The organism is Terribium retamae (assembly GCF_022347545.1).
GTDB lineage: Bacteria > Pseudomonadota > Alphaproteobacteria > Rhizobiales > Rhizobiaceae > Mesorhizobium > Mesorhizobium retamae.
In genome coordinates, this window is record NZ_JAKREW010000018.1 from 83,301 (window position 1) to 110,056 (window position 26,756).

At 63.8% G+C, this 26,756-nt stretch carries 26 protein-coding genes; 14 read left to right on the plus strand and 12 right to left on the minus strand.

The window, feature by feature from the left end; genetic code table 11:
* Positions 1-24: 24 nt before the first annotated feature.
* Genes L4923_RS17835 through L4923_RS17845 form a run of 3 tightly spaced genes read right to left on the minus strand, consistent with a single transcriptional unit; the run spans position 25 to position 2,961 of the window.
* The gene (locus L4923_RS17835) at positions 25-705 is read right to left on the minus strand and encodes an ABC transporter ATP-binding protein (RefSeq protein ID WP_239367506.1); all 681 of its coding nucleotides are present in this window, start codon (positions 703-705) and stop codon (positions 25-27) included.
* Positions 702-1,943, minus strand: coding sequence for an ABC transporter permease (locus L4923_RS17840; protein ID WP_239367508.1), 1,242 nt, complete (start codon positions 1,941-1,943; stop codon positions 702-704). Before L4923_RS17840 ends, L4923_RS17835 begins: the two co-directional genes overlap by 4 nt.
* A 7-nt stretch (positions 1,944-1,950) precedes the next feature.
* A complete protein-coding gene (locus L4923_RS17845) occupies positions 1,951-2,961 on the minus strand; it encodes an efflux RND transporter periplasmic adaptor subunit (protein WP_239367510.1) in 1,011 nt (336 codons plus the stop codon).
* Positions 2,962-3,183: 222 nt separating this feature from the next.
* Between L4923_RS17845 and L4923_RS17850 the strand changes: the two genes are divergently transcribed.
* Together L4923_RS17850 and L4923_RS17855 are read left to right on the plus strand one after the other, a co-directional pair.
* Positions 3,184-3,897 carry a TetR/AcrR family transcriptional regulator gene (locus tag L4923_RS17850; RefSeq protein ID WP_239367512.1) on the plus strand — a complete coding sequence of 238 codons (714 nt, stop codon included), beginning with the start codon at positions 3,184-3,186 and terminating at the stop codon, positions 3,895-3,897.
* 108 nt (positions 3,898-4,005) lie between these two features.
* The gene (locus L4923_RS17855) at positions 4,006-4,521 is read left to right on the plus strand and encodes a hypothetical protein (protein WP_239367514.1); all 516 of its coding nucleotides are present in this window, start codon (positions 4,006-4,008) and stop codon (positions 4,519-4,521) included.
* 65 nt (positions 4,522-4,586) lie between these two features.
* Here the strand turns inward: L4923_RS17855 and L4923_RS17860 are convergent, their stop codons facing one another.
* Positions 4,587-5,507, minus strand: coding sequence for a LysR family transcriptional regulator (locus tag L4923_RS17860; RefSeq protein WP_239367516.1), 921 nt, complete (start codon positions 5,505-5,507; stop codon positions 4,587-4,589).
* Between the two features lie 78 nt (positions 5,508-5,585).
* Here L4923_RS17860 and L4923_RS17865 point away from each other — a divergent pair, with 78 nt between their 5' ends.
* From L4923_RS17865 to L4923_RS17875, 3 genes are all read left to right on the plus strand, one after another.
* Complete coding sequence (locus L4923_RS17865; protein WP_239367518.1) at positions 5,586-6,569, plus strand: NmrA family NAD(P)-binding protein; 984 nt, start codon at positions 5,586-5,588, stop codon at positions 6,567-6,569.
* Positions 6,566-7,360, plus strand: coding sequence for an MBL fold metallo-hydrolase (locus tag L4923_RS17870; RefSeq protein WP_239367520.1), 795 nt, complete (start codon positions 6,566-6,568; stop codon positions 7,358-7,360). The genes L4923_RS17865 and L4923_RS17870 overlap by 4 nt, the downstream gene beginning before the upstream one ends.
* Before the next feature lie 193 nt (positions 7,361-7,553).
* The gene (locus L4923_RS17875; RefSeq protein WP_239367522.1) at positions 7,554-8,993 is read left to right on the plus strand and encodes an FAD-dependent monooxygenase; all 1,440 of its coding nucleotides are present in this window, start codon (positions 7,554-7,556) and stop codon (positions 8,991-8,993) included.
* 37 nt (positions 8,994-9,030) lie between these two features.
* Here the strand turns inward: L4923_RS17875 and L4923_RS17880 are convergent, their stop codons facing one another.
* Positions 9,031-9,915: a LysR substrate-binding domain-containing protein gene (locus L4923_RS17880; protein WP_239367524.1), complete on the minus strand. Its 885-nt coding sequence runs from the start codon at positions 9,913-9,915 to the stop codon at positions 9,031-9,033.
* Between the two features lie 96 nt (positions 9,916-10,011).
* On the opposite strand from L4923_RS17880, the gene L4923_RS17885 reads away from it, so the two are divergent.
* On the plus strand, positions 10,012-10,716 hold the full coding sequence (locus L4923_RS17885; RefSeq protein ID WP_239367526.1) for an SDR family oxidoreductase: 705 nt from the start codon (positions 10,012-10,014) through the stop codon (positions 10,714-10,716).
* A gap of 16 nt (positions 10,717-10,732) precedes the next feature.
* Here the strand turns inward: L4923_RS17885 and L4923_RS17890 are convergent, their stop codons facing one another.
* Together L4923_RS17890 and L4923_RS17895 are read right to left on the minus strand one after the other, a co-directional pair.
* On the minus strand, positions 10,733-11,476 hold the full coding sequence (locus L4923_RS17890) for a response regulator transcription factor (RefSeq protein WP_239367528.1): 744 nt from the start codon (positions 11,474-11,476) through the stop codon (positions 10,733-10,735).
* Positions 11,457-12,710 (minus strand): GAF domain-containing sensor histidine kinase, encoded by a 1,254-nt coding sequence (locus tag L4923_RS17895; protein ID WP_239367530.1) that lies wholly within the window; start codon positions 12,708-12,710, stop codon positions 11,457-11,459. The genes L4923_RS17890 and L4923_RS17895 overlap by 20 nt, the downstream gene beginning before the upstream one ends.
* Before the next feature lie 281 nt (positions 12,711-12,991).
* Here L4923_RS17895 and L4923_RS17900 point away from each other — a divergent pair, with 281 nt between their 5' ends.
* From L4923_RS17900 to L4923_RS17920, 5 genes are all read left to right on the plus strand, one after another.
* On the plus strand, positions 12,992-14,008 hold the full coding sequence (locus L4923_RS17900) for a substrate-binding domain-containing protein (RefSeq protein ID WP_239367532.1): 1,017 nt from the start codon (positions 12,992-12,994) through the stop codon (positions 14,006-14,008).
* Between the two features lie 68 nt (positions 14,009-14,076).
* The gene (locus L4923_RS17905; RefSeq protein WP_239367534.1) at positions 14,077-15,525 is read left to right on the plus strand and encodes a sugar ABC transporter ATP-binding protein; all 1,449 of its coding nucleotides are present in this window, start codon (positions 14,077-14,079) and stop codon (positions 15,523-15,525) included.
* Positions 15,525-16,466 carry an ABC transporter permease gene (locus tag L4923_RS17910; protein WP_239367536.1) on the plus strand — a complete coding sequence of 314 codons (942 nt, stop codon included), beginning with the start codon at positions 15,525-15,527 and terminating at the stop codon, positions 16,464-16,466. The genes L4923_RS17905 and L4923_RS17910 overlap by 1 nt, the downstream gene beginning before the upstream one ends.
* A complete protein-coding gene (locus tag L4923_RS17915) occupies positions 16,463-17,410 on the plus strand; it encodes an ABC transporter permease (protein ID WP_239367538.1) in 948 nt (315 codons plus the stop codon). Before L4923_RS17910 ends, L4923_RS17915 begins: the two co-directional genes overlap by 4 nt.
* A gap of 41 nt (positions 17,411-17,451) precedes the next feature.
* Positions 17,452-18,378, plus strand: coding sequence for an SMP-30/gluconolactonase/LRE family protein (locus tag L4923_RS17920; RefSeq protein WP_239367540.1), 927 nt, complete (start codon positions 17,452-17,454; stop codon positions 18,376-18,378).
* A 90-nt stretch (positions 18,379-18,468) separates the two neighbouring features.
* Here L4923_RS17920 and L4923_RS17925 read toward each other — a convergent pair whose 3' ends face one another.
* The 3 genes from L4923_RS17925 to L4923_RS17935 form a co-directional block, all read right to left on the minus strand.
* Positions 18,469-20,181: an HAD family hydrolase gene (locus L4923_RS17925; RefSeq protein ID WP_239367542.1), complete on the minus strand. Its 1,713-nt coding sequence runs from the start codon at positions 20,179-20,181 to the stop codon at positions 18,469-18,471.
* A 110-nt stretch (positions 20,182-20,291) separates the two neighbouring features.
* Entirely contained in the window at positions 20,292-21,176 is an 885-nt protein-coding gene (locus tag L4923_RS17930; RefSeq protein ID WP_239367544.1) for an isocitrate lyase/PEP mutase family protein, read from the minus strand.
* A gap of 139 nt (positions 21,177-21,315) precedes the next feature.
* Entirely contained in the window at positions 21,316-22,290 is a 975-nt protein-coding gene (locus tag L4923_RS17935; RefSeq protein WP_239367546.1) for a GlxA family transcriptional regulator, read from the minus strand.
* 445 nt (positions 22,291-22,735) lie between these two features.
* On the opposite strand from L4923_RS17935, the gene L4923_RS17940 reads away from it, so the two are divergent.
* Both L4923_RS17940 and L4923_RS17945 read left to right on the plus strand, forming a co-directional pair.
* The gene (locus L4923_RS17940; RefSeq protein ID WP_239367548.1) at positions 22,736-24,280 is read left to right on the plus strand and encodes a VOC family protein; all 1,545 of its coding nucleotides are present in this window, start codon (positions 22,736-22,738) and stop codon (positions 24,278-24,280) included.
* Between the two features lie 151 nt (positions 24,281-24,431).
* The gene (locus L4923_RS17945; protein ID WP_239367550.1) at positions 24,432-24,920 is read left to right on the plus strand and encodes a hypothetical protein; all 489 of its coding nucleotides are present in this window, start codon (positions 24,432-24,434) and stop codon (positions 24,918-24,920) included.
* A 7-nt stretch (positions 24,921-24,927) separates the two neighbouring features.
* Here L4923_RS17945 and L4923_RS17950 read toward each other — a convergent pair whose 3' ends face one another.
* Both L4923_RS17950 and L4923_RS17955 read right to left on the minus strand, forming a co-directional pair.
* Entirely contained in the window at positions 24,928-25,479 is a 552-nt protein-coding gene (locus L4923_RS17950) for an NADPH-dependent FMN reductase (RefSeq protein WP_239367552.1), read from the minus strand.
* A gap of 64 nt (positions 25,480-25,543) precedes the next feature.
* Positions 25,544-26,491 carry a ring-cleaving dioxygenase gene (locus L4923_RS17955; RefSeq protein WP_239367566.1) on the minus strand — a complete coding sequence of 316 codons (948 nt, stop codon included), beginning with the start codon at positions 26,489-26,491 and terminating at the stop codon, positions 25,544-25,546.
* 69 nt (positions 26,492-26,560) lie between these two features.
* Here L4923_RS17955 and L4923_RS17960 point away from each other — a divergent pair.
* Positions 26,561-26,756 (plus strand): hypothetical protein (locus tag L4923_RS17960; protein WP_239367554.1); only part of this gene is annotated, 196 nt, incomplete at its 3' end.

A 26,756-nucleotide genomic window follows, 5' to 3' on the forward strand; every position in this document is an offset into this window, starting at 1 on the left:
GTGCCCAGGCCGTGAGCAGCCGGCTCATGCTCCCGCAGCGATCTTTCCGTCGACGATGTGGATGCGGCGGTCCATGCGTTCGGCCATGTCGAGATCGTGCGTCACCGCAACCACGCTCTTGCCGCGCTGGTGAACCAGTTTTTGCAGGATCGTGAAGACCTGTTCGGAGTTCTTGGAATCCAGGCTGCCCGTTGGTTCGTCGGCGAGGATCAGCGGCGGATCGTTGGCGAGCGAACGCGCCACGGCGACACGCTGCCGTTGTCCGCCTGAAAGCTGATCGGGCCGCTTGTCCAGATGGTCTCCAAGGCCGAGGGACGAGAGCAGTTCATCGGCGCGCCCACGCATCTCGGACCGCGTCAGCCGGCCAAGCTTGCGCATCGGGATCTCGACATTCTCCCGCGCCGTGAATTCGGGCAGGAGGAAGTGGAACTGAAACACGAAACCCAGCATAGAAAGACGCGTTCTCGCGCGCTCCCGTTCGTTCATCGGCTCGGCGGCGCGTCCGCCTATCTTAATCGTTCCCGTGGTCGGCTGGTCGAGCAGGCCCAGCAGATAGAGCAGGGAGGATTTGCCGGAGCCGGACGGGCCGGTGATCGCGACGAATTCCTTTTCCGCGATGGTGAGCGTCACATCCTTGACCAACGTCACCGGCACGGTCTCCGGCAGGACGCGGGTCAGCTTTTCCGTTTCGAGAAGGGCGCTCATGTCGCGCCTCGTATGATGTCGACGGGATTGAGGCGGGCGGCGCGCCTGGCCGGCAGATATCCGGCCACCGCCGCCGAACCCAGCGCGAAGGCTGAGGCGATGATGTAGTGGAGCAGGCTCCAGGCGATCGGCAGGTGCGTCATCTCCTGACCTGTCGCGGCGATTTCGAAACGCACCAGCGACAAGGCATAGATCATGGAGAAGCCGAGTGCCCAGCCGAGGGCCGAACCCGCGCCCCCGATCGCCAGGCCCTCCAGCAGGAACAGCCGGCGCATGTCGGCTTCGGGAAAGCCGAGCGATTTCATGATGGCGATGTCGCGCGCCTTCTCATGGGTGATGGTGGAAATGATGTTGTAGATGCCGAAGCCGGCGACAAGCATGATCGCGCCGACCACGGTGTACATGATGACGTTGCGCACCACGAGGGCCTGGAGGATCGATTCATTCGCCTCCTGCCAGGCGACGGCCTTGTAGCCGAGCTCCGCTTCGGCTCTGTGCGCCACCACCGGTGCACGGTTTGGATCGTCGAGCTTGATGCGGATCTCGTTGATGGCGTTCGGCCGGGCAGAAAGAATCTGGGCGTTCTTCAGCAGGACATAGGCTTCGCCTTCGTCACGCGCCGTCGTGCCGGTATGGAAAAGGCCGGCGATCTTGAAGTCGCGGGTCAGCCCTTCCGAGGACACTGCGGTGATGGTGTCGCCAAGCCCGGCGCCGAGCCGTCCGGCCATGGTGTCGCCGATCAGCACATTGTTGCCCCCGGCATTCAACGCCGCGAAGCTTCCCTTGACGAAATCCTCGACGATGGGCGACACGCCTCGCTCCCGCTCGGGTTCGACGCCGATGATCGCCGCGCCGACCTCGCGGCTGGAATAGCGGATCACGCCTTGCGTCTTCAGGCTCTCGGCGAAGCGGCCGGGGATCCAGCTCTCCAGCCAGGCTGTCGCAGCGGTGGGATTGATGATGCCGCGGCGGTCGTCGCGCGGCCTCAGTCCCGAGATGGCGACGGTCGAGAAGATGTCTTCCGCCGGCTGTCGCCGCGCCGTGCGCTGCTCGTCGGTGATGTCGACATGCGGCATGGTGTCGACGAGCTGCTTGACGAAGTCGTCCTGACCGCCCTGCATCAGTGCGGCCATCGCGATCGAAAAGCCGACGCCGACTGCGACGCCGATCACGGCCACGAGCGTCTGCCGGCCACGACCGGCGATATGGGTGACGGCGATGTCGAGAATGAGCGGCATCGTCGGCTCACTCCTTGTTGCCGGCTGCGATGGTGACCCGCGCCCCGTCGGCGAGATCGGCGGGATAAGGCGAGATGATCCGACTCTTCTCGTCGATGCCGGACAAGACCTCGATGCCGTTGAGGCCGCGAATGCCGGTGCGGATTTCACGCAGTCGTGCGGTTTCTCCATCAACCACGAAGACTTTGTTTCCGTCGGCCGCAGTGGATGGGATCTGAAGCGCGTTCCTGGAAACGCGGATGACGATGTTCACATCCGTCGACATGCCGATCCTGAGCGGCGTGTCGTCAGGAAGGCGGAAACGGACACGATAGGTCTTCGTTACGGGATCGCCCTTCGGCGTTATGCTGTCGACCACCGCTTCGAGGTTCCGGTCGGGGAAAGCATCGGCCTTCAAGACTGCACGTTGCCCTACCTCGACGCGCGGAATGTCCTCTTCATTGACCTCTGCCTCCACCAGCAGCGGTCGTGGCTCGCCGACCCAGAACAGGACGCTGCCGAGCTCGGCAACCTCGCCGACCTCGCCATCCTGCCTCAACACCACACCGGGGCTGGGAGCACCCAGCACATAGGTCTCGAGCCGCGCCTTCTGGGCGGCGTACAAGGCCTCGGTCTGGGAAAGCTCGCTGCGGGCACGATCGAGTGCCTGCTGGCTTGCTGCGTTCCTTTCAGCCAGCACGGAGCTGCGTTGGTATTCCTGCTCGGCAAGTGCCCGGCGTGCTGCCAGCTCGCTGAGGGCGGCCTTTGCCTCGCTGTCATCGAGGCGGGCGAGCACGTCGCCCTGCGCAACCCTCGATCCTTCGCAATTGCACTGCTCGACAATTCGCTCGCGCACCACGGGCGCCACTTTCGCCCAGATGCGAGGCTCGACCGAGCCGCTCGCATAGACGATTTCCGCGGCATCGCCGCGCGAGGGGACGACGACGGAAACCACACTCGGCCGCCACAGATACCAGGCGATGGCACCTGCCAGGACCAAGGCGATCGCGATGCCGACAATCCAACGGACCAGCCGCATGAAACGCTCCTCAAGGATTCGGGCGTGGTGAGCTATAACATCAGACCGACCGTCGGTCTATACGGTTGCGTGAGACGACCGTTCGTGCTCCTTTGTAGCAACGCCGCGCTGGGGCGTTTCGGCTTGCGGGAAAAGCGGAAACGCTCCAGCCAATTGTTTTCATTCAATTGCGGACGCAAAAGCGCTGTACGCTTTTACCGGAACGCTCGAGCGAGGGTCCTATTGTCTAAGCCGGTCAAGCAGCGGGTGATCAAGCAACCTGAGATACGGTTTGCGGAGCTTTTGAACTGCGCCCAGCGCCTCTTCTTCGAGCATGGCTACGAGGACACGACGGTCAACGACATCATCCGCGAGGCCGATCTCTCGAAAGGGGCATTCTATCATTACTTCGCTTCGAAAGAGGCGCTGCTCGAGGCGCTTGCGGCACGGGTGGCGCGCGACAGCCTGGCCGAACTCAGGCCGATGATCGAAGATCCGTCGCTCGACGCGATCGGCCGTATCAATGCGCTCTTCTCGAATGCTGGTCGGCTGAATGTCGAATTGGCGCCGCAGATGCGCAAGACGTTTTCGGTGCTTTTCCGGCCCGAGAACCTGATCCTGTTCCACCGTATCGAACAGTCGGTCCGCGAACTCGTCCGGCCGATGTTCACCGATCTTCTGAGGGAAGGAGTGGAAGAAGGGGTCCTCGACGTGCCGGACCCGGAAATCTTTGCAGACATGCTCCTGCAGTTCAGGGTGATCTTCCGCGAAGTCATGTACCAGGCCATGCGCAAGGCCGAGCAGGGACACGTCGACGAGGCGGTATCGATGCTCGAACAACGATTGGAACTCTATGGCGTCGCCTTTGAGCGGCTGCTGAAGCTTCCCGGCGGAACGATCCAAACCGTGCAGCCGGGCTTTGCCCGAGCCTTCCTGGAGACGGACCCGAAGGGTTAAACGAACTGCCGGCAAGCTGCCGGGTCTGGGCGCGCCCGGCAGCGGTTGGCAAGGTTTTCAAGCCGGTCGGTTTGAAGGCTGGATTTTCCTCGGCGGAAGGAGCTGGTCATGACCGAAAGATCCATTGAGACGGGACAGCACGTTGCGCGCGGTGACAGCGACGCCCGCATCGCATTCATCTATCAGGAGGCAGTCCGGGGCCTGACACAGCAACAGGGCGTCGTCGAGAACATGAACACGCGCGCCGGGAGCCTGATCTTCGCGACCGCCTTTGCGAGTTCACTGCTCGGCGGCCGTGCGCTGGCGGACGGCCTTGGCACTTGGGATTGGGTCGCCGTTGCTTTGCTGCTCGGCATCGGCGGCCTCATCGTCTTCTTGCTGTGGCCCTACCACAAATACACGTTCCGCTTCGATCCGGAGGAATTGTTCAGCCAGTATGTCGACGGGGACAAGGCGACGACCATGTCGGCGATGCACCGAGCGCTTGCCCTTCGCATCAAGGCCGACATGGCGGCCAACTGGCGTGTTATCCAGCGGCTCCGTGTCGCGCTGCAGATCGCGCTGGTTCTTCTGCTGCTGAATATCCTTGCCTGGCTCTTTGCGATCGTTCAAGCCGGCCGGTAGCCGGCGGCAATCAGCAGGCGTTCCGGCCGCGTTGAAGGCCGCTCTGCCGGCTCAACCGCGCGAGGTCAGTTCCCCGCTGCCATATCCGTCGCTGCCGCGACGATGGTTCGTCGCAGCCATATATGCCGGGGCGCATCCTGCTGGCGGGCATGCCAGGCAAGGCTCATCGTGAAGAGTCCGAGGTCGAGCGGCGGCGGCATCGCCACGAAGCGTCCCAATGTAACAGCCGCCTGCGCCAGGCTCGATGGCAGCGTCATGACGAGGTCGGACCGGGCGGCGATTTCGGCGGCGGCGAAGAAATTCGGCACGCGCAGCTTCACCCGCCGCGTCTGCCCCATCCGCGCCAGCGCCGTATCGACGGGTGCAGGTCCGAGACCGGTAACGCTCACCACGATATGTTCGAGCGCCAGGAAGCGTTCGAGCGTCAGCTTCCGGCCAAGCGCCGGGTGCTGCGCCCGCATCAGCGTCACCAGTTCTTCGTCATAGAGGCGGCGTCGCTGGATGCCGGCAGGCGCATCGTCGATCAGCGCCACCATCGCGTCCGCGCCGCCATGCTCCAGCGCCTCGAAACCGGTGGCGCCGAGTGCAGCGATGTCGAGATCGAGCAACGGCGCTTCGCGGGTGAGGCGGGCGAGCAGATGCGGCGCCAGCACGGCGGCTTGAAGGTCGGGCATCAGAAGCCGGATGCGCCCCGTCGCGGTGGCGGGGTCGAACGCATTGGCTTTCAGCATGTCCCCGACACCTGCCAGCAGGGTGGCGAGCTGCGGGCGCATCTCCTCGGCGCGGGCGGAGAGGATATAGCCACCCGGCGCATCCACCAGCAGCGCATCCGAAAACAGGGCGCGCAAGCGTGCCAGGGCGCGGCTCGCCGCCGGCTGGCTCATATTCAGCCGCTGCGCCGCCCGCGTGACGTTCTTCTCCTCCAGCAGTGCTTCCAGCGCCACCAGGAGGTTGAGATCGATTCGGCGTAAATCCACTTCGTGCATGGTAACCATATAAACCATGCATTGGACGCATGTAAGCCGGGCATCTATCCCTTTGCACGTCCACCAAAGGAGGCAATCATGTATGTCGTGCTTGGAGCAAATGGACGCGCCGGCGGCGAAGTCGCGCGCGCCCTCATCGAACGCGGCGAGGCCGTGCGTGTCGTCCTGCGCCGCAAGGAGCAGGCTGAAAACTGGAAGGCGCTCGGCGCAGAAGTGGCCATCGCCAGCATCGCGGATGGCGATGCAATGGTCGAGGCGCTGAGGGGGGCGTCGGCCGCCTTCCTGCTCAATCCGCCGCCGGTGAGCGGCGATCCTTATGCCGTGACGGAAGAACTCGGCGCGGCATTGGCCACGGCAGTGCGGCGGGCGCAGCTGCCCAAGGCCGTGGTGCTGTCGTCCATCGGCGCACAGCATACGGCCGGCACCGGCTTGATCGCCACCCTTAACCGGTTCGAGGCGCTGCTCGACGGTGCCGCCCCGACCATCGCGTTCCTGCGCTGCGGCTACTTCGTCGAGACCTGGGGCGAGGTGGCGGAAGCGGTCATGTCGGAAAACATCCTGCCGAGCTTCATCGAGCCTTCTCTGAAAATCCCGATGGTCAGCACCATCGATGTCGGGCGCATGGCGGCAAGCCTGCTGCGCGAAGAATGGATGGGCAGGCGCATCGTCGAGATAGCGCAGGATTGGAGCGCTGCCGACATCGCCTCGGCTTTTGGCGAGGTCCTCGGCCGTCAGGTGAGGCCGGTATTCGTACCGCGGGAAGATCGCGCTGCGCTGCTGGCCGACGAAGGCGTGCCGGAGGTGGTCGCGGAAGCACTGATCGGCATGTATGAAGGCATCGCCAACGGTCTGTTCACGCGTGAGCAAAACAACGAGCATCGCCGCGCCACGGTTCCGCTGACGACGGCGACCGGGCGGCTTGTCGCCACCATGGGCGCGCCTGATCGTCGGAGAGCCGCGTCGCTCGATCGGCGGTGGAGCGGCGCAGACCCTCTATCCCGCCGGCGCAGTTTCGACGTATCAGGCGAGAATAAAATCGTCGGGCGACGGGAGGATCCATGATCGTTACATCGCGCAGCGACACTGCCTTCGGCGGCAGGTCCGGAGCCTGGACTGTCTGGTCGCTCAGCGACGGATATGTCGATATGCCCGCCACCCTTGTCAGGGATAAGGACGACAACCCGGCGTCGCCGGCCCTGCAGGAGACGGTCCGGCTGTCCGTCAACTGCTATGCCGTCACCAGCCCGGACACCGGCACCATCCTGATCGATTGCGGAGCAGGCGGCAGTTGGGAGCCAACCATGGGGCATCTCAAGAAAGCCATGGCGCAGGCCGGTATCGATCCGGCATCGATTGCGGTCATGGCGCTTACCCACACCCACGCCGATCACGTCAATGGGCTTCTCACGCCCGATGGACGTGTCCTGCTTCCCAATCTGAAGTCGATCGTCATTTCGGCCGCGGCGGTCGACGGCTTTTTGAATGAAGCGCATCTCGAGCCGTTTCACGCGCTGCTGAATCCGGTTCGCGATGGGGACCAGATCGAGGGAGAGCTTCAGGCGGTCGACCTGCCAGGGCATGCCCTCGGCCACACAGGCTACGCGCTCGATACGGGCGAGGACCGTTTCCTGTTCTTCGGTGACGTCGTCCATGTCCCGGCGCTGCAGTTCGGCGACCCTACGGTGAGTTGGGGCTACGATCACGATCAACCGGCTGCGCGCGCGACCCGGCTGAAGGTTCTGGAGCGTGCCGCCAGGGAGGGATCGTGGATCGCCGGTGCGCATCTCGGCAGGCCGGGAATCGGACGCGTCGCCGCGAAGGAAGGCGCGTACGCCTATGAACCTGCGGCGTGATCGACGTCAGGCCGGGTAAAAAGCAGTCTGGGGATAAGGGGAGCGCCAGGCAGCTTGGTCCGGTGCCGTCGGTATGGCGCGCAACGAAACATATCGCCCCCGCCATACCATACATATGGCGCACAACCCTCTTGCTTCAAGGCCCCGACCACACTGTAGAAGACGAGCCCCTGTTGATTCCGAGAGGTGGCAAATGTCCGAACATGAGATCATCATTGCCGGTGGCGGCCCGACCGGCCTGATGCTGGCAGGCGAACTGGCGCTCGCCGGTGTCGATGCCGCGATCGTCGAGCAACGGCTGACCATGGACGTGCCTGGCAGGCGGGCGGGCGGGCTGCATGCGCGCTCGCTGGAAGTGCTCGACCAGCGCGGCATCGTCGACCGTTTCCTTGCCGAGGGGCAGGCCTATCCGAATGTCGGCTTTCACGTCGCGCTCGACATCACCGACTTCCCGACCCGGCACAACTATATGCTGGCGCTGCGCCAGGAACGCATCGAACGGCTGCTTGCCGACTGGGTCGAAGACCTGAAGGTGCCGGTCTATCGCGGCCGGGAAGTCTCGCGCGTCGCCGAAATCGAAGGCGGTGTCGAAGTCTCGACCACCCAAGGCGAAACCATGCGGGCCGGCTGGCTGGTCGGTTGCGATGGTGGCCGCAGCACGGTGCGCAAATCGGCCGGCGTCGGTTTCTCGGGCTGGGAGGCTTCGACGAGCTGGCTGATCGGCGAGGTAGGCATGAAGGAGCCGCCGCAACTCGGGTTTCGCGAGACCGCCTCGGGCCGCCACGCCATGACCATGCTGGAAGACGGCAAAAGGGTTGGCGTGGTATTGGCCGGACAGGATCCCCGCGCTGCCGGCGTGCCGTCGTTGCATGAATTTGCTGTTGCCCTGAAAGCGGCCTACGGCAGCGATTTCGGTGTGCATACGCCGGGTTTCCTGTCCCGCTTCAGCGATGCGGCGCGTCAGGCGGAAACCTACCGCAGGGGACGCATCCTGCTGGCCGGCGATGCTGCGCACATCCACTCGCCGATGGGTGGGCAGGGGCTCAATCTCGGCGTCCAGGATGCCGTCAATCTCGGCTGGAAGCTCGCGCGCGTCGCGAAGGGCCTGTCGCCGGAAGCGCTGCTCGACAGCTATCACGCCGAGCGCCACCCGGTGGCGGCGCGCGTGCTGCGCAACACCATCGCGCAAGGCGTGTTGCGCTATCCAGGCGAGCGTATCGCGGTGCTCGGCGACTTCGTCTCCGAACTGCTGGCGATGGCGGAGCCGCGCCGGCATTTCGCTGCGATGATGAGTGGCCTCGACATCCGCTACGCGCTCGGCGAGGGGCATCCGCTGCTCGGCCGCCGCATGCCCGATCTCGACATCGTCACCGCGGAAGGGCCGACCCGTGTCTTCGCGCTGCTCAACGAAGCGTGCCCGGTGCTGCTCAATTTCGGCGAGGCGCTTTCGCTGGATAAATGGGCCGATCGCATCAAAGCGGTCGACGCGACGTTCAACGGGGCGTGCGAACTTCCCGTCGTCGGTACGGTTCCGACCCCCGCTGCCGTCCTGATCCGGCCCGACGGACACGTGGCCTGGGTCGGTGACGGAAGTTCCCGAGGCCTGCCCGAAGCGCTTTCCCTCTGGTTCTAATTCATGCGTCGCACGTCGCCCCGGAAGTTTATGCAGGTCAGACTTCCGGGTTGGACAGCAGCCACGCCCTGACCGCCGCAACCGGCGATGGGAAACGCGGCTTGCGGGGCGTGACGACATAATAGGCGCGGTCGCTCTGCATCGTGACCCCAAATGCGTCCACCAGCCGCCCGGCGGCAAGGTCGGCCTCGACGAAAGCCCGGCTTGCCAGTGCGATCCCCTGGCCGCCGAGGGCCGCGTCGATTGCCAGCGCGGTCTGGTTGAAGTGCACGCTCCTGCTGCCACCGAGATCGAGGCGCCCGGATAGTGTCTCGATGAATTCCGGCCAACGACTGTGAGCGTCGTGAAGGAGGACGTAGCCATCGAGGCGGCCAGCCGATAGCGGTGCTTCTGCACCTGCCAGCAGCGATGGACTGCAGACGCCGACAAGTTCCTCCTTGAAGAGAAGGTCGGCCTCGAGCTGAGGTCCGGCCGGCTCCGGCCCATAACGAACGGCGATGTCTATGCCGTCAGGCTGGAAGCTGGAGATCCGGTCGGTGGCAACGATTCCGAGGCTCAGCTCGGGATGGAATGCCGAAAAGCCGGGCAGGCGCGGCAGCAGCCACTTCGAAGCGAAGGTCGGCGTGACGCTGATGGAAAGACGCACCGGCTGCGGCCGCAACGCGGCCGTGCCTTCGACAATGAGCTCGAAAGCGCGCCGGATGGTTCCCGCATAGCCTCGGCCCTGGTCGGTCAGCGCAAGTGTCCGCGGCAGCCGGTGGAACAGTTTCAGGCCAAGCGAATCCTCCAGCGCGCGCACCTGTTGCGCGACAGCGCCCTGCGTCACGCCGAGTTCCTCGGCGGCAAGCCGGAAGTTCAAATGGCGGGCGGACGCTTCGAAGGCCCGCACGGCGTTGAGTGAAGGAAGCTGGCCCGATTTCATTCAGTAGTTTTTCTATTGGCAAATCAAAAGGAAAATGGCTCGAACTATAGGAAATAAAAGCGTATCAGATGAGAGAGGGTTTCGGAAGGAAGCACAATGCCTGTAGAAAAAGTAGCAATCATCACCGCTGGCGGCAGCGGCATGGGCGCCGCTGCGGCCAAGCGCCTGGCAAAGGACGGTTATAAGGTCGCCATCCTATCGTCTTCCGGAAAGGGCGAGGCGCTCGCGGCCGAGCTCGGCGGCCTCGGTGTGACCGGCTCCAACCAGTCGAACGACGACCTCAAGCGGCTGGTGGATGCCACCGTCGCCAAATGGGGACGCGTCGACGTGCTGGTGAACAGCGCCGGTCATGGCCCACGTGCGCCAATCCTGGAAATCACCGACGAACAGTGGCACCAGGGCATCGATGTCTACTTCATGAACGTGGTCCGTCCGGTCCGCATAGTCGCGCCGATCATGAAGGCGCAGCGCAAAGGCTCGATCGTCAACATCTCGACCGCCTGGGTCAGCCAGCCGTCGGCGATGTTCCCGACGTCTGCGGTCGCCCGCGCCGGCCTTGCCGTCTACACCAAGATATTCACCGACACTTTCGCCGCCGACAATGTCCGCATGAACAATGTCCTGCCGGGCTGGATCGACAGCCTCCCGGCGACCGAGGAGCGCCGCGACAGCGTTCCCATGCAGCGCTACGGCACCAGCGACGAGATCGCCGCCGCGATCGCCTTCCTGGCGTCGGACGAAGCCTCCTACATCACCGGCCAAAGCCTCAGGGTCGATGGTGGCCTGATCCGGTCGGTATGACGCCGGCCGCTGCGTCCTAGTTCTCGCCGCTGGCCGGCCCGTTCGAGCCGCCAAGCCACAGGCTGAGATCGTGCTCGGCCTTTTCGAGGGCGCTGTAGTTGATGAGCTTGCGCAGCAAGGCCACCGTCACGGCGCGAGCCCGCAGATTGTAGCGGCCTTCGTCGTCGTCGCCGGGATTCTGGTAGACGTCCAGCTTTTCGTAAAGCTGCTGGAGGCGGTTCTGCACGCTGCGCAGCGACAGGTTGCGCCTGCGGGCGATCGTCCTGTCGGTCAGGCCGAGCGCTATGTCGATCAGGATTTCATATTCGGCGTCGGTAAAGCCCTTGATGCTGCCCATGCTTTTCTGCTGCAGGCCGCGCACCTCGCGGTCTATGACGCATTGCGCCTCGATGAAGATGCTGCGCAACGCCAGCCGCAGACGGTCGTCGGAGGCGGATTTGAGCACATAGCCATAGGCAGCGCCTTCCGGCACGATGCGGGAGACGCCGCGCACATAGGCCTCGTCGGCATAGTTGGACCAGAACAGGATGCGCGTATCCGGCCGCTCCTTCCAGATGGTTCGAGCCGCCTCGATGCCGTTGCGCTCATTCATCTGGAGATCCATGACGATATGGGCCGCGCGGTATTCGCGAGCCAGCCGTTCGCCGGCGCGGCCGTTCTCGGCTTCCACCACCATATCGCATTCCGGCAATGCCGCCCGGACCGCATCATGCAGGTAGGAGCGGTGAAGCGGGTCGTCTTCAACGATGAGAATTTCCATCCCGGTCCTCCGAATGGCGGGGCGGCACCGGTGTGCTGACCCGGATGCGCGTGCCTGAGCCGCCCTTGCCGCCGCTGATCTCGAAACGGGCCGATATCAGCCGTGCCCGCGTCTTCATGTTGTCGATGCCTTGTCCCATGCGGCCGCGGGGGCGATCGTAGCCGCTGCCGTCATCGACGACCTCGATCAGGAGATTGCCGTCGGCGATGAAGATGCGGACGCCGATGTTCTGCGGCTGCGCATGCCTGATCGCGTTGTTGATGGCCTCCTGCCCGATGCGGAAGAGGGCGGTTGCGATCGTCTGCGGCAGGCCGTCGGCTGCACCGTCCGTCTCGTCCGTCAGGCTCCAGGCGATCTGCTGACCGCTCTCGCGCACGGAGCGGTCCAGATGGTTTTCGATCGCCTGCGCTAATCCGAAAAGCTGCAGGACGGAAGGCTTTGCCTCCTCGATGATCTGGCGCAGGTCGTGCATGCATTGCTGGAGCGTCCGGAACAACGGCTCTATCGCCTCGGCGGCCATGTCCCGCCGCATATGCGTAAGTCGCTCCATTCGGCGCGACAGCCGCGTGAGATCAGCCAGTGTCTGGTCGTGCAGGTCCATGCCGATGCGCTGTCGCTCCGCTTCCAGCGCTTCCGTGAGCTTCAGGGCTCCGAGGCGCAGACCTTCCTCGCGCGCCCGCGCCTCGGCTTCGACGATTGCCGACTGCTTCGCCTGCTCGGCGGCGCGAATGGCGAAGAAATAGGGGGCCAGCAGGTCGGCGATCGAACGTGCGTTGGCAACATCCTGCAACGTGTAGCAGTCCGCGGTCTTGCTCGAACAGCTCAGCGCGCCGATGATATCGCCCTGTACCTTCAAGGGTACATGCAAGCGCCCACGCAGCGAAAGGGCGATGATCGGGCTGGAGAACGCCCCTTCGAAATGGAAGCGCTGGTCGGTGCAGGCATCCGCCGCGAGGAGATATTCTTCCTCGCCCGACAGCACGGCGCGGATGGGGCTTCCGGTCAACGGGGCAGGCGGCAAACGGCTCCACGCCGTCTCCTCTCCGCTTTCGTAGGCGATGTGGAACTTGCCATCCATGGTCTTGATGCAGACGTCCAGATGGTCGTGCGGGATGATGTGCTGGATCTTTGCCGCGACAGCCCGAATGATCGAATTGAAATCGAGCTGGCCGGCCAGCAGCCTGGATATGCCGAGATAGTGGTCGAAAAGCGAATTATGCGCCGCGTTCAGCATATGCGGCGTCCTCCCGGCGCCGGCAGGTTTGCGCGGAACCCATCAAACACCCCGCAACCGCGGTCATTAAGCGCCGCCCGGCTGCGTTAGTCTTGCGGGAACCCGCAAATTTTACACGGAAACCCGCAGCGTCTCTGCTGCGATGCGCCTGTGCAGCGGTTCTGTTCTTGGTCATTCTGGCTTTACTGGGAGAACAAACCTCAGTGCAACATGAATTTCCGGCAAGCCGTTGAGGAGCGGAACCGGATGCACATTCTGCTGGACTGTAACGGGAGGAAATCATGACTATCGGCAAGATGCTGCTGGCATCGGCAGCAATCGCATGTGTATTCGGCCCCGCCGCCGCGCTGGCGGATACTTCGGGCAAGAAGATCGCGCTTTCGAACAATTACGCCGGCAATTCGTGGCGCCAGGCTATGCTGACGAGCTGGGACAAGATCACCAAGGAAGCAGTGGCCAAGGGCGTCGTGGCCGCTGCCGACCCTTTCACCACGGCCGAGAACCAGGCGACCGAGCAGGCCGCGCAGATCCAGAACATGATCGTGCAGGGTTATGACGCTATCGTCGTCAACGCAGCGTCCCCGACCGCTCTCAACGGTGCGATCAAGGAAGCCTGCGATGCGGGCATCACAGTCGTATCCTTCGACGGCATCGTCACGGAACCGTGCGCCTGGCGCATAGCGGTCGATTTCAAGGGGATGGGCGAAAGCCAGATCGAATATCTCGCCAAGAAGATGCCGCAGGGCGGCAACCTGCTCGAGATCCGCGGGCTGGCCGGTGTTTCCGTCGACGACAACATCCATGCCGGCATCGTGGCCGGCGTTGAGAAGAACCCGCAGTTCAAGATCGTCGGTTCGGTCAATGGCGACTGGGCGCAGGATGTCGCGCAACGCGCCGTCGCAGGCATCCTCCCAAGCCTGCCCGACGTCGCCGCCGTCGTCACCCAGGGCGGTGACGGCTACGGCGCGGCGCAGGCCTTCGCCGCGGCCAAGCGGCCGACACCCACCATCATCATGGGCAATCGCGAGGACGAACTGGTCTGGTGGAAGCAGCAGAAGGACGCCAGCAATTACGAAACCATGTCGGTCTCGATCGCCCCGGGCGTTTCGACGCTCGCTTTCTGGGTGGCGCAGCAGATCCTCGACGGCAAGGAGGTCAAGAAGGACCTGACGGTGCCATTCCTGCGGATCGATCAGGATAATCTCGAGGCGAACCTCAAGACCACGCAGAAGGGTGGCGTCGCGAATGTGGAATATTCGCTGGAGGACGCTCAGAAAGTCATCGCGTCCGCAGACTGATCGAGGCGTATTCATGGCCGTCGCTTCGGCGGCGGCCGTTTTCCTTCAAGACGCCGATCCGGGGTTTCATGGCTGATGCAATGAGTGCGCAGACGATTGTTGCCGCCCGTGGCATCAAGATTCAATTCGGCGCCGTGAAGGCTCTCGACGGCGCCGACCTGGAGATCAGGCAAGGCGAGTGCATCGGCCTTGTCGGCCACAACGGCGCCGGGAAATCGACCATCGTCAATGTCATAAACGGCGGCTTGACACCTCACGCCGGCGACCTGGTCTATGGGTCGGGGCAAGGCCACGGCATCGCGCTGGCACGCCAGAACGGCGTACGCTGCGTCTTCCAGGAACTTTCGCTCTGCTCCAACCTGACCGTGGGTGAGAACGCGCGCATAATGAACCGCAATCTTGGCGGCTGGAACTGGCGCAGACGGGCGCTCGCACTCGTCAGGAACAAGCTGGACGAGATCTTTCCCGGCCATGGCATCGATTGTGGCAGCACGGTTGGCGATCTTTCCATCGCGCAGCGCCAGATGGTCGAGATCGCCATCAGCTTCACCGATGCCGAAACGCCTGCACGGCTGGTGATATTGGACGAACCGACCTCCTCGCTCGACTCCGGGCTGGCGGCGCAACTCATGGCCTATGTGCGGCGCTTCGCGGCCGGCGGCGGGGCGGTGCTGCTCATCTCGCACATATTGGGTGAAATCCTTTCGACCTCGAACCGCATCGTCGTGATGAAGGACGGAAAGGTCGTGGCGGATCGCCCGACCTCGGCTTTCACCACGCGCAGCCTCGTCGAGACGATGGGCAGCGTCGTCAAGGACCGGCAGCGCTCCACACGGCAGCATACGGGCGAGCGCCGGCTTTCGCTGCCTGCACGCAAAGGCGAAGGGCTCGCCTTCGAAGCTTTCGGCGGCGAGATCGTCGGCTTTGCCGGTCTCGGTGGGCACGGGCAGACGCAAGCGCTGCTCGATCTCTATCTCTCCGAGAACGGAAACTGGCTGCCGAACCGCTCCCCGGTCGCTTTCGTCGCGGGCGATCGCGGCTTGAACGGCATCTTTCCGCTCTGGAGCATCCTGCGCAATCTCAGCATCGCCTCACTCGGCGCGCTTTCGAAGCGCACGCTCGTCGATGATGGTCGCGAGGCCGAGCTTGGCGAATACTGGAAGAAGAAGATCGAAATCCGCACGCCCGATACCGGGAATTTCATCCTCTCCCTGTCGGGCGGCAACCAGCAGAAGGTGCTTTTCGCACGTGCACTGGCAACATCCGCCTCGATCGTGCTGATGGACGACCCGATGCGGGGCGTCGATGTCGGCACCAAGCAGGAGGTCTATGAAATCCTGCGCTCCGAGGCGGCGTCGGGCCGGACATTCGTCTGGTATTCGACCGAGATGGACGAGATCGAGCTTTGCGACAGGGTCTATGTGTTCCGCGACGGCGTCATCGTGGCTGAGCTTGCCGGCGACGAGATCACGGAGGAGAAGGTCCTGGCATCGTCCTTCGCCGGAGGAGAGCACTGATGCGCATCTCCGCAGAAACCTTCCGGCAGATCATTCCTGCCGTGTCGCTCGTGCTTCTGCTGGGCGCCGTCTTCTATATGCAGCCGCGCGCCATGAGCTATACGGGGCTCAACCTGTTGTTCAATCTCGCCGTTCCGATCGCGCTGGCCACGGTGGCGCAGATGCTCATCATGTCCGTCAACGATCTCGACCTTTCGATGGGCACCTTCGTCAGCTTCTCGGCCTGCGTGGCGGCAACCTATCTTCAATCCGCGCCCTTGATCGGGGTCGCGATCCTCCTGGCGGCAATCGCCGTCTACGCCACCATCGGCATGCTGATCCACATGCGCGAGCTGCCTTCCATAGTCGTCACGCTCGGCATGAGCTTCGTTTGGGGCGGGCTTGCCGTCCTGATGCTGCCGCAGCCGGGCGGTCAGGCGCCGGGCTGGGCGCGGTGGCTGATGACAGCCAAGCCGCCCCTCGTTCCGCTTGCGATCGTCGCCAGCGTCGTCATCGCCGTCGTCACCCATCTCATCGTCAGCCGCTCTTCTTTCGGCGTGCTGGTCCGCGGTATTGGGGGAAACACGCGGTCGGTCGCGCGTGCCGGCTGGTCGGTCCTGGGACTTCGTGCCGCCACCTATGCGCTGGCAGGCTTCTTCGCCATTCTCTCGGGCATCGCACTTGTCGGCCTGACGACATCGGCCGATGCGAACATCGCCTTGCGCTATACGCTGCTGTCGATCGCCGGCGTCATTCTCGGCGGAGGCGAATTCGTCGGCGGCCGCGTTTCGCCGGTCGGGGCCGTCATCGGCGCCCTGACGCTGACACTCGCCGGCTCGTTCCTGTCCTTTATGCGGATATCGCCCGACTGGCAGATCGGCGCGCAGGGGGCGATCCTGATCATCGTGCTGGGCCTGCGGCTGGCATTCAATCTTTTTGAGAAACGCCGGAGGACGCGGTGAACCGCCTGCATCTGGTTTTTGCGCGGCCATGGATCTGGTCGTTCATCGCAGCAGTGATCGTCTGGTTCGCGACGGTGCTGGTGACGGGCGGGGCAGGTGCGCTCGGGCTCTCCCACGCAGCACTCACCTTCGCCGCCTTTTCCGTCATCGTCGGCCTCGGCCAGATGTTCGTCATCACGCTCGGCCCGGGCAATATCGATCTTTCGGTTCCCGCAACGATGACGCTTGCCGGAACCGTTGCCCTGAAGCTGATGGATGTGCAGGACGGCATGATAATCGCCGGCCTTGTTATCGCGATCCTGCTCGGGATCGCCATCGGCATCGGCAACTATGCTCTCATCAAGCTGCTGCGCATCCCGCCGATCATCGCCACGCTGTCGATGAGCTTCATCGTGCAGTCCACCGCGATCTGGGCCAATCGCGGCCTGCGCATCAAGCCGCCGGACATGCTGGCGAGCTTCACCACATCGAGCTTCCTCGGTATTCCGAACATCGCCATCGTCGCTGTGCTGCTTTCCCTCGCTGCCTGGGTGCTGCTCGAACGCACGATCTACGGGCGCTGGATCTCGGCGATCGGCCAAAGCATCTTCGCCGCGCGCATGACCGGTATTCCGGTGGATGGGACGCGCCTGGTGACCTATACGCTGTGCGCCGTGCTGGCCGCCGTCTGCGGCTATCTCCTCGCCAGCTTCTCGGGCGGCGCCGCGCTCAACATGGGCGCTGAATATCTCTTGATGTCGATCGCCGTCGTGGTCATCGGCGGCACGGCGGTGGCGGGCGGTGACTCCAACATTCCAGGAATCTGGGGAGCGTCGCTGTTCATGTTCCTGGTCGTGTCGATGCTCAACACCTACGGATTCGGCGCCGGCGTGCGGTTGATCCTGACGGGCCTGATCATCCTGGCGGTCATCCTTGCCGCTGGAGGCCGGAAGGTCGTGCGATGAGCGCGTTCCATGCGTTTTCAATTCCCGACAGGACATGAGACATGCCGCACGAAACCCCTTCGATCTATGAAATCCACGACGAACGGTTTCGCCATCTGATCGTCGAAAGCGCCGCGCTCGAAGAACTCTATGCCGAGTGCCGCTGGGCCGAGGGACCGGTGTGGTTCGCCGATGCCAATTGCCTGCTGTGGAGCGACATTCCCAACCAGCGCATCCTGCGCTGGGCACCCGACAGCCTTGCCGGCAGCGTCTCGATCTATCGGGCGCTCTCCAATTTCACCAACGGCAACACGCGCGACCGCCAGGGCCGTCTGATTTCCTGCGAGCATGGCGGCCGGCGTGTCACCCGCACCGAAATCGACGGCACGATCACTGTTCTCGCCGACGGCTATGAAGGCAAACGCCTCAATTCCCCGAACGATGTGGTCGTCCGTTCCGACGGCAGCATATGGTTCACCGATCCAACCTACGGGATACTTTCCGACTATGAGGGCTTTCGCGCCGAACCGGAGCAGCAGTGTCGCAACGTCTACCGTCTCGACCCGGGCAGCGGCAAACTCGAGGCAGTCGCCGATGATTTCCGCCAGCCCAACGGATTGGCGTTCTCGCCGGACGAGAGCAAACTCTACATTGCGGATTCGGCCTACAGCCATGACCGTTCCGCGCCGCGCCATATCAGGGTCTTCGATGTCGTCGACGAAAGGCGGCTGGGCAACGGCCGCGTGTTCTGCGAAATCGATGCCGGTCTGCCCGACGGCTTGCGTGTCGATACCAACGGCAATGTCTGGACCAGTGCCGGCGACGGCGTCCACTGCTTCTCCCCGGAGGGAAAGCTGCTGGGCAAGATACGCGTGCCGCAGACCGTAGCGAACCTGACTTTCGGCGGCCCGCGCCGCAACAGGCTGTTCATCACCGCGACGAAATCGCTTTACGCCGTCTATGTCACCACCACCGGTCTTGGTGTTTGACCCTGAAGCAATTCCGAAGCGGATCGTCGCCGCCGTGAGCACCGCGCTGGAGCCGGTGCCGGGACTCTCAGCGGTGCGACAAGCGCACGTCTAGGTTTCAGCAGCAGTCGCCGGCGCCGTATAGCGACGCCGGATTGCATCGAGCACGATCTTGCGGCTTTCCTGTGCCGAGAGGGTTTCGTCCTTTTCCGCAGCCGCGGTCTCTTTCGCGAGGTCCTTGTCGCGGATCTGGTGACGGAACCATTTGGAGTAGTCACCGGCGCGCAAATGATGCTCCCAGGTCGCGTCGTCCACGCCCTCGGCCATCCGGGTGAAGATGATCAGGTTGTGCGCCCGCAAATGCATGGCCTTCTCGGGGCCGGTGAAATAGAAGCTGCCGGCCTCGTCCAGTTCGCCTTCCGCATATTTGCGGCTATGCCGCTTGAGCGACTGCTTTGGCTCGATCGCCTTGACGGTAATCGCTTTCTTCTTGTCGCGCGGGCGCCAGAACAGCACCTCGTCGTCGTCAGGCTTCGGCATGCTCTTCGGCGGCGGGATATCGGCCTCGCGGGCAAAAGCCTTCACCACGTTTTTCGCTTTTGGGCCGAGCGCGATAACGGCCGTCACGAGCTTCAGGGCGTCGGCGGAAATCGCTTCGGGATGCACGGTGATCATGACGGTTCCCGGCAGCTCCAGGGACAGGATCGTACCGGTACCTTCCCGACGCTGCGGCAGGAGATGATGGGCCTCGTCGATGATCAGCCAGTGGGGGCGCGCCGTCCGGTAGCGGGAATTGCCGAGATCGGGCAGCAGCTCGGCAAAATAGTCGGGCCGCTCATGAACGCGCAGGGCAAGTCCGTTGACCACGACATTGGTGTCGGGTTTCTCGATCAGATCGAAGATCTGTTCCTTGGTCGGGGCGTTCGAAGCATCGCCGACCCGCACGGCGCCCTGCAGCCCGTCATAATCGCCCTCGGGATCGAAAGCACAGAACTGGAAGCCGGATTCGACCATGCGTTCGGTGAGCGCCGTCGCCAAGGTGGACTTGCCGATGCCGGAACTGCCGGCAATGAGCACCGTATCCATCGGCGACAACCGGATCTCGTCTTTTCCCGACGTGCCGACCAGGATGCCCTGGCCACCTTTTCCGACAAGGGCACTGTCATGCTTGATGATCTTGCCGATCAATTCCCGCACGCCCTTGCCGCGGGCGCCGCGCGTGACAAGGTCGGCGGTGTCCTTGACCGCGGGGAGGGCATTGTCGACCGCAACGCTGCAGCCGCAGGCTTGCAGGAAGGCGTGGTCGTTCTCGGCATCGCCGACGGCCACGACATTGTGCGGTGACAGCTTCAAGTCCGCCAGCGCGGCATTCAGCCCCGTCGCCTTGTTCACGCCGCTCGGCAGCACCATCACCGCACCCTTGTTGAAGATGATTTCCAGGCCGAGGCCCAGTTGCTTGATCGTCTCCAGAACCGCGGCCTGATGCGGCTCCCATGTCGCCACGATGGAACGGCCGACCGACAGTGGCTTCACCCTGCGTTTTTTCAGCAGCGCTATGAAATCGGCGGATGGGGGCTCCGAGATCACGCGCTCGGCTTCGGCGGCGGGCGTATAGATCAACGCGCCGTTCTCGGCGACGATCTTGTCGAACAGTCCGAATTCGGGGAAACAGCGCTTGAGATCGGGCAACTCGCGGCCAGTCACCAGGATGAGCTTGCGGCCGGTTTTCTTGAACTTTTCCAGCGCGGAAAGCGTGCTTTTGGTGACCCGGCCATCCTCCGCCAGCGTCCCGTCATAGTCCGTCGCCAACGCGATGAAGAACATCTCGACCTCGCTTTTGGTTGCTCACGGCAAACGCACAGGCTCGGCAAAAGGCTCCGAAACAATGTGGCTCCTGGCCGGGCCTGCAACAGCCGCCGGCGGCTCCATCATCTTCAGGAGATCCCCTTCGCTTTGCCCGGCATGAAGTCGTTTTCGATGGCCGCCCAGTGCTCCATGCGCACGATCGTTTCGAATTCCGGCAGATCGACGCTGGCATCGGCGTCCAAGGGCTTGCCGGCGAGCAGATCGGCAAGGCCGAGCTGGATGGCACGCACGGCCCTGAACAGGACGGTCGTGGGGTAGAGGATCATGTCGTACCCCAAGGCGTGCATTTCCGCTGGCGGCATCCAGGGCGTCTTTCCACCCCTTTCCAGCAGGCTGGTCGCCAGCGGCACGTCCCTGAAGGCTTCGCCCACCCGCTGCAGTTCCTCGTTTGTGCGCGGGCCCTCGACATAGATGCCGTCGGCGCCCGCATCGAGATAGCGTTTGCCTCTTTCGATGGCGTCGTCCAACCCGTGCGGCTCGATGGCATCGGTGCGCGCCAGGATGAAGAAGTCCGGCGTGGATCGTGCAGCTGTCGCGGCCTTGATCTTGGCGACCATGAAATCGGCCGACACGACGATCTTTCCAGACATGTGACCGCAGCGTTTGGGCGGTTTCTGGTCCTCGATGAAGAGTGCGGACGCTCCGATCCGTTCATAGCCCTGGACGGTGCGGGTGACATTCTTGACGTCGCCATAGCCGTCGTCGCCATCGACGAGCACCGGCAGGTCGCAGGCCTGGATGATCTCGTCCAACTTCGTGTGGTTTTCGGCGAATTGCTCGAGGTCGATGTCTGGATATGCGTGCATGGCGGCAGTCAGGGCAAAGCCGCCGACCTGATAGGCGGGGAAGGCCGAAAGCTGGATCAGGCGCGCCGTCAATGCATCCGCGGCCGACGGTAGGATCAGCGGCTTGTACTGTTTTAACACGTCGCGCCACGGTGCTCTGGCAGTCATGGAAGCATCGCCTTGCAGTTCATTGGTGCGAAACGCCCCAGCTCCGACAGCGTTCCTCCAAACTCGCGCCTTCAGCGCCGTCGGCCTTGCCGGACGCAGCTCTCGATCGCTTGGCGATTGCGGCAGCCTTGGTCGATGTTTACTCCTCGGCCGCGGCGGCTCGAACGGGATGCCTGAGCCGGGTTGGCGTGACGCCGGTGTGCTGGCGGAACACCCGGCTGAAATGCCCGGCATTTTCGAAGCCGCAGCGATAGGCGATTTCCCCGATCTGCAAGTCGCTGCCTTCCAGCAAGGATTTCGCGTAATGCACCCGCAGCGCGAGATAGGCGGCCATCGGGCTGGTGCCCAGCTCCGTCGAAAAGAGACGCTCGAGCTGGCGCCTCGAGCAGTTCAGCCGGCTTGCGATCTCTTCGACCGGCACTTTCTGCTCCAGATTGCTTTCCATCAAAAGCAGGGCCCGCTTGACCGCGCGGCTTGACGCCTCGGGAAACAGGTCGCCGACGGGCTGCACGTCCCCGACATTGCGGATGCGATCGAGCACAAGGATCTTGGCGGCTTTCTCCGCCGCCTTCTGGCCGATGGATTGCGACACGAAATAGCCGGCGAGGTCGGCCGCACCGGTGCCGCCGGCGCAGGTCGCCCGGCCGCGGTCGACCGAAAACAGGCTGTCGGCATGCGCGTTCACATCCGGGAAGCGGGCGCGGAAATCCTTGATGTGGAACCAACTGACCACGGCGCTGTAGCCATCCAGCAATCCATAGCGTGCAAGCACGAAGCTGCCGGTGCAGAGCGCGGTTATCGGCACGCCTCTTTGTGCTGCCCGCAACAGGAATGCTTCCTTTTCCGAGCTCAGGCTGCGGTTGGTGTCGAGCAGGCCGCCGACCACCACGACATTGTCGAAGTCCTCCGGATTGCCGAGCGCCCTGGTCGGCAGCAATTCGACGCCGCAGCTTGCGCGGATCGGCAGGCCGCGTTCGCCGACGATCTGCCAATCGAATTCCACCCGTCGGCTGCGGTCGCCCTCGTCGCCCGCCAGCCGCAGCGTGTCGATGAAAAGCGACAGCGGCGACAGGGTGAAATCGTGGACGAGGAGGAACGCAAATTTCTTGGCCATTCTTTCCAGTACTGCCTTTCGCACCCTCCGGAACCGACGCCATCGGACCCGGCCGGTGGACGATCTCGGTGGAGCCACGTCTTTTATCGGAGCCCCGGTTCCACCGGAAGCGATTGCCTGGCCGCTAGAGCATTTTGTAGCCAAGTGGAATCACTTGGCGTTACGAAAATGCGACGAAAACAAAACCTTAGAGCGTCTCCGCTTTTCCGTGAAAAACGGAAACGCTCTAGGTGTCCAGATAGCGACGAAACGTACGATTTCGGCCCGGGTTTGCGCCAAGCCGGGAACTGCCCGTTCGCGATGGGCGAACACTGTGTCCGGCTCACCGTGCTTGGCGCCGTGGCGGCCGCATGCAAAGGTCGGCGCATGGCCACGAGGATTCCCATGCCGATGCATCGTCCCTTCACTCACCCTGCCTTGGCGGAACGCCCTGGGGGCCTGCGGCATGGATAACCCGCTTTCCGACGGCATCCACCACGTCACGCTGATCACGCGCGACGTGCAGGCCAATGTCGATTTCTACGTTGGCTTCCTCGGCCTCAGCCTGGTCAAACGCTCCGGCGGCTTTGAGGACGGACAGCAATTGCACCTTTTCTACGGTGACGCGCACGGCTCACCCGGCTCGCTCGTCACCTTCCTGGTCTGGCAGGACGGCGCGCCGGGTCGTGCCGGCCTCGGCCAGGTCTCGGAAATCGCCTTTGCCGTGCCGGCGGCTGATATCGGCGGTTGGCTGGTGCGAGCGCTTGACAAAGGGGTGCGGGTGGAAGGGCCCTTGCGCGAGTTCGGCGAACCGGTGCTCAGACTGAAGGACCCGGACGGCTTCATCGTCAAGCTGGTGGGCGTGACCGAAGGCGCGACCGGGTCCGAAAGCGCGGTCGGCCGGCTGCGCGCGGTCACCATCCTGACCGGCGACGCCGAAGAAACGGCGGCCTTCGTCCGCCGTTTCGGCTATAGGCCGGGGCCAGTCGCCGAAAACATCCAGCGCATGGTGTCGAAGGAAGATGCCGTCGATGTACGCAATGCCGCCGGCTACGTGCCCGGCCTGCCGGGAACCGGTACTGCCGATCATGTCGCGTTCCGGGCTGCGGATGTGGCGGCCCTGCAAGACGTCGAAGCCGCCCTGTCGCGTTTGAACTCGTCGCCGACAAACGTCCACGACCGGAAATATTTCACTTCGCTCTATGTCCGGGAGCCGGGCGGGACGCTGTTCGAGCTGGCGACGGACGGCCCAGGTTTCGCGATCGACGAAGCGCCCGGACATTTGGGAGAAACCCTGTTCGTGCCGCCGCATGATGCCGCGCGGGCCGAAGATCTGAAAGTGATGCTGCCGCAGTTCTCCATGCCCGGCGAACCACGCCCGCCGCGGCGCGACCTGCCTTTCGTGCATCGCTTTTTCTCACCGGAGGATCCGGACGGAAGCACTGTCATTCTGCTGCATGGGACGGGCGGCAGCGAGGCGGACCTGATGCCGCTGGCGCATCGCATCGCGCCGCGCGCCACCTTGCTGGGCGTTCGCGGACGCAGCCACGAGGAAGGCATCGCGCGCTGGTTCCTGCGCATGTCGATGAAGGTTTTCGACCAGGCCGATATCCGCTCCGAGGCGGAAGCCTTCGAGGCGTTCATGGAAGGGGCGATTTCGGGCTATGGCCTCGATCCGGCGCGGATCACCTTCCTCGGCTATTCGAACGGCGCGAACTTCGCCGCTGCCGTCATGGCCCTGCATCCGGCGGTGATCCGCCGCGCCATCCTGCTGCGCGCGGTACCCGTGCTCGACCAGTTGCCCGAGGCCGATCTGGCGGGAGCCGAAGTTCTCGTCGTCAGCGGTCAGCAGGACCCATTCGGCGACGACGCCTCTTTGCTCGTCGAATGGTTTCAAAAGCACGGCGCGGACACCGAGCACCGCGAGCTTGCCGTTGGGCATCAATTGACGGTCGATGACGAGACGGTCGCGCGGGGCTGGCTGGGAACAAGGATTCCCGTCGAGCACTGACGACCGGCGCGGTGGCAAAAAAGAGCCGTCTCCAAAGCCGTCAGCGGATAGCGCTGGTCGTTCAAACCTATCCTTGGTGCTTTTTCTCTTTGGGCGATTGCTGTACTTGCGGTGCTGAAGTGAAATGAATCCGCGTGAGGCAACCGCATAAATGGCCATCTCCGAAAGGGCGAGCCGGATCCTCTACGGTATAGAGTTTGTCATATTTGCCTTGATTCCCATATGCGCGCTCGCGGCATGGGCGCTCTTCTACGGAGCGGGTTCCATTTTGATGTTTCTGTTCGCGCTCATGATGTTGGTGAGCAGCAACGACTCGGCGTCATTGTTGGAAGCGCTCCGGAACCTGGCCATCTTCGCAGCAATCGTCGCTTTGACGGGTATGGGATTGATTGCAATCTGGAAATTTCTTCGTCTGTCGGCGGCATTCGGGAATCATGGCTCGAAGGCGCTGCAGGAATTGCGAGAAACCTATTGGCGTTGCCTCGCATGGGCGGCGCTTCCGCTTCTCGCTACCACCGCGTTGTTCCCATATGCCGATCCTGATTTCAGTGGCGGCCTGCTGTTGTTCAGCGGCGTGACGCTCTGCGTGCCATTGTTCCATCTCTGGCTCGAACTGCGGTACCGCGGAAATCAGGGCTGAGCTCGTCTCAGCTTTCGATGAATTCCGCGAAACCGGCCATGAAATCGCCGAGCCGTGCCAATGTCGCCTCGTCGGTCAGGTTGCCTTCGCGGTCGAACACCGTTCCGGCGCGCGCGACGAGCATGCGTCCGGCCGACCAGTGACGGGTCCCAAGCGTGCGTAGTACCGGCAGCCAGTCGTTCTGCGACAGCACCGTACCGAAGCCGCCCGGCGAGGCGCCGAGCAAAGCCACGGGCTTGCCGCCGAAATGGAGAGGGATGTCGCTGGCCGGCCGGCTCATCCAGTCGATGGCATTCTTGAAAACGCCCGGAATGCCGTTGTTGTACTCCGGCGTGACCAGGAGAAGGCCGTCTGCCGCCTGCAGGCTGGCCTTCAGCGCTTGCACCGCAGGCGGAATGCCGTGCGCGGCCTCGTCGTCGGCGTTGTAGAGCGGCACGTCGTGGATCGAGCCGATGACGACTGTCGTTGACGGCGGGGCGAGTTCGGCCGCCGCCCGGAGCAGGCCCGCATTGAACGAGGCCTTTCGCAGGCTGCCGGACAGTCCGAGGATGGTGGTCATGATCGGTCTTCTCCCAAGGGCAATCTCTCGCGGCATCGCCGCGAGAGATTGCTTCGACTGCAGTTTAATCCAATGGCTTCAGGTTAGCCTCGATCGAGGCACGCTTGCCTTCCAGGAAGGGCGGCAGCGAAAGACGCTCGCCGAGGCTTTCCAGAGGTTCGTCGGCGGTGAAGCCGGGACCATCGGTGGCGATCTCGAACAGATTGCCGCCGGGCTCGCGGAAATAGAGCGAGCGGAAATAATAACGCTCGACCTCGCCCGAACTCGGAATCCGGAACTCCGAAAGCCGTGCCGCCCAGTCACGGATTGCCGGGACATCGGGCGTGCGGAACGCGACGTGGTGGACCGCGCCGGCGCCCTGCCGCGCGATCGGAAGATCGGGCTGCACGGCGACATGCAGTTCGGCCGCCGGACCGCCGTCTCCCATGGCGTAGACATGGACGTCGCCCCGTCCGTCGGGGGAGGCGTAGACCCGTTCCTGCTTCATGTTCAGCACGCGCGTCAGTACCGCATCGGTCGGTCCGAGCGTCGGCACCGAGATGGTGATCGGGCCGAGACCGCGGATCTGGTTTGCGGCTGGCACCGGGCTGCGATCCCAGGCATGGGAATCGCCACGGCCGCCATCGTCGATCAGGCGGAAACGCTGCCCTTCAGGATCTTCGAATTCGATCGCGGCGCGACCGTCGATCGTCTTGATCGCATCGGCATTCACGCCTGCGTCGCTGAAGCGGGCCGCCCAGTAGTTCAGGCTTTCCTCGCCCGATACGCGCAGGCCCGTGCGGCTGATCGAATGCGTGCCGCGCCGCTCTGGCGAGACCGGCCAGTCGAAGAAGGTGAGGTCGGTGCCCGGCGTCGCTTCGCCGTCGGCATAGAACAGGTGGTAGGCGCTGGTGTCGTCCTGGTTGACGGTCTTCTTGACCAGCCGCAGGCCGAGCGTCTCGGTGTAGAAACGCTTGTTGGCGGGTGCGTTTGCTGTGATCGCCGTCAGGTGGTGGATGCCGGTCAGGTTCATCTCGGTCATTCCTTTTCAGTTGCGACCACAATGATCGCTTCGTTGCCGCCAATATGAGCGTCTTGAGCGGTGCTGTTTAGCCGCCATCCGGCGGACCCGGGGGGGGGGGGGGTGGGGGGGGCCCCCCCGCGGGGCGGGGGGGGGGGGGGGCGCGCGGCGCCGCGCCCCCCGCCGCCCCCCCCCCACCCCCCCCCCCCCCCCCCCCCCCCCCCCCCCCCCCCCCCCCCCCCCCCCCCTTGTTGGGGGGGCCCCCGAGACATTGATC

Coding starts and splice junctions, on each gene's coding strand:
- L4923_RS17835 (WP_239367506.1), bottom strand. CDS start 705: ATGAGCGCCCTTCTCGAAACGGAAAAGCTGACCCGCGTCCTGCCGGAG.
- L4923_RS17840 (WP_239367508.1), bottom strand. CDS start 1,943: ATGCCGCTCATTCTCGACATCGCCGTCACCCATATCGCCGGTCGTGGC.
- L4923_RS17845 (WP_239367510.1), bottom strand. CDS start 2,961: ATGCGGCTGGTCCGTTGGATTGTCGGCATCGCGATCGCCTTGGTCCTG.
- L4923_RS17855 (WP_239367514.1), top strand. CDS start 4,006: ATGACCGAAAGATCCATTGAGACGGGACAGCACGTTGCGCGCGGTGAC.
- L4923_RS17860 (WP_239367516.1), bottom strand. CDS start 5,507: ATGCACGAAGTGGATTTACGCCGAATCGATCTCAACCTCCTGGTGGCG.
- L4923_RS17865 (WP_239367518.1), top strand. CDS start 5,586: ATGTATGTCGTGCTTGGAGCAAATGGACGCGCCGGCGGCGAAGTCGCG.
- L4923_RS17870 (WP_239367520.1), top strand. CDS start 6,566: ATGATCGTTACATCGCGCAGCGACACTGCCTTCGGCGGCAGGTCCGGA.
- L4923_RS17875 (WP_239367522.1), top strand. CDS start 7,554: ATGTCCGAACATGAGATCATCATTGCCGGTGGCGGCCCGACCGGCCTG.
- L4923_RS17880 (WP_239367524.1), bottom strand. CDS start 9,915: ATGAAATCGGGCCAGCTTCCTTCACTCAACGCCGTGCGGGCCTTCGAA.
- L4923_RS17885 (WP_239367526.1), top strand. CDS start 10,012: ATGCCTGTAGAAAAAGTAGCAATCATCACCGCTGGCGGCAGCGGCATG.
- L4923_RS17890 (WP_239367528.1), bottom strand. CDS start 11,476: ATGGAAATTCTCATCGTTGAAGACGACCCGCTTCACCGCTCCTACCTG.
- L4923_RS17895 (WP_239367530.1), bottom strand. CDS start 12,710: ATGCTGAACGCGGCGCATAATTCGCTTTTCGACCACTATCTCGGCATA.
- L4923_RS17900 (WP_239367532.1), top strand. CDS start 12,992: ATGACTATCGGCAAGATGCTGCTGGCATCGGCAGCAATCGCATGTGTA.
- L4923_RS17905 (WP_239367534.1), top strand. CDS start 14,077: ATGGCTGATGCAATGAGTGCGCAGACGATTGTTGCCGCCCGTGGCATC.
- L4923_RS17910 (WP_239367536.1), top strand. CDS start 15,525: ATGCGCATCTCCGCAGAAACCTTCCGGCAGATCATTCCTGCCGTGTCG.
- L4923_RS17920 (WP_239367540.1), top strand. CDS start 17,452: ATGCCGCACGAAACCCCTTCGATCTATGAAATCCACGACGAACGGTTT.
- L4923_RS17925 (WP_239367542.1), bottom strand. CDS start 20,181: ATGTTCTTCATCGCGTTGGCGACGGACTATGACGGGACGCTGGCGGAG.
- L4923_RS17930 (WP_239367544.1), bottom strand. CDS start 21,176: ATGACTGCCAGAGCACCGTGGCGCGACGTGTTAAAACAGTACAAGCCG.
- L4923_RS17935 (WP_239367546.1), bottom strand. CDS start 22,290: ATGGCCAAGAAATTTGCGTTCCTCCTCGTCCACGATTTCACCCTGTCG.
- L4923_RS17940 (WP_239367548.1), top strand. CDS start 22,736: ATGGATAACCCGCTTTCCGACGGCATCCACCACGTCACGCTGATCACG.
- L4923_RS17945 (WP_239367550.1), top strand. CDS start 24,432: ATGGCCATCTCCGAAAGGGCGAGCCGGATCCTCTACGGTATAGAGTTT.
- L4923_RS17950 (WP_239367552.1), bottom strand. CDS start 25,479: ATGACCACCATCCTCGGACTGTCCGGCAGCCTGCGAAAGGCCTCGTTC.
- L4923_RS17955 (WP_239367566.1), bottom strand. CDS start 26,491: ATGAACCTGACCGGCATCCACCACCTGACGGCGATCACAGCAAACGCA.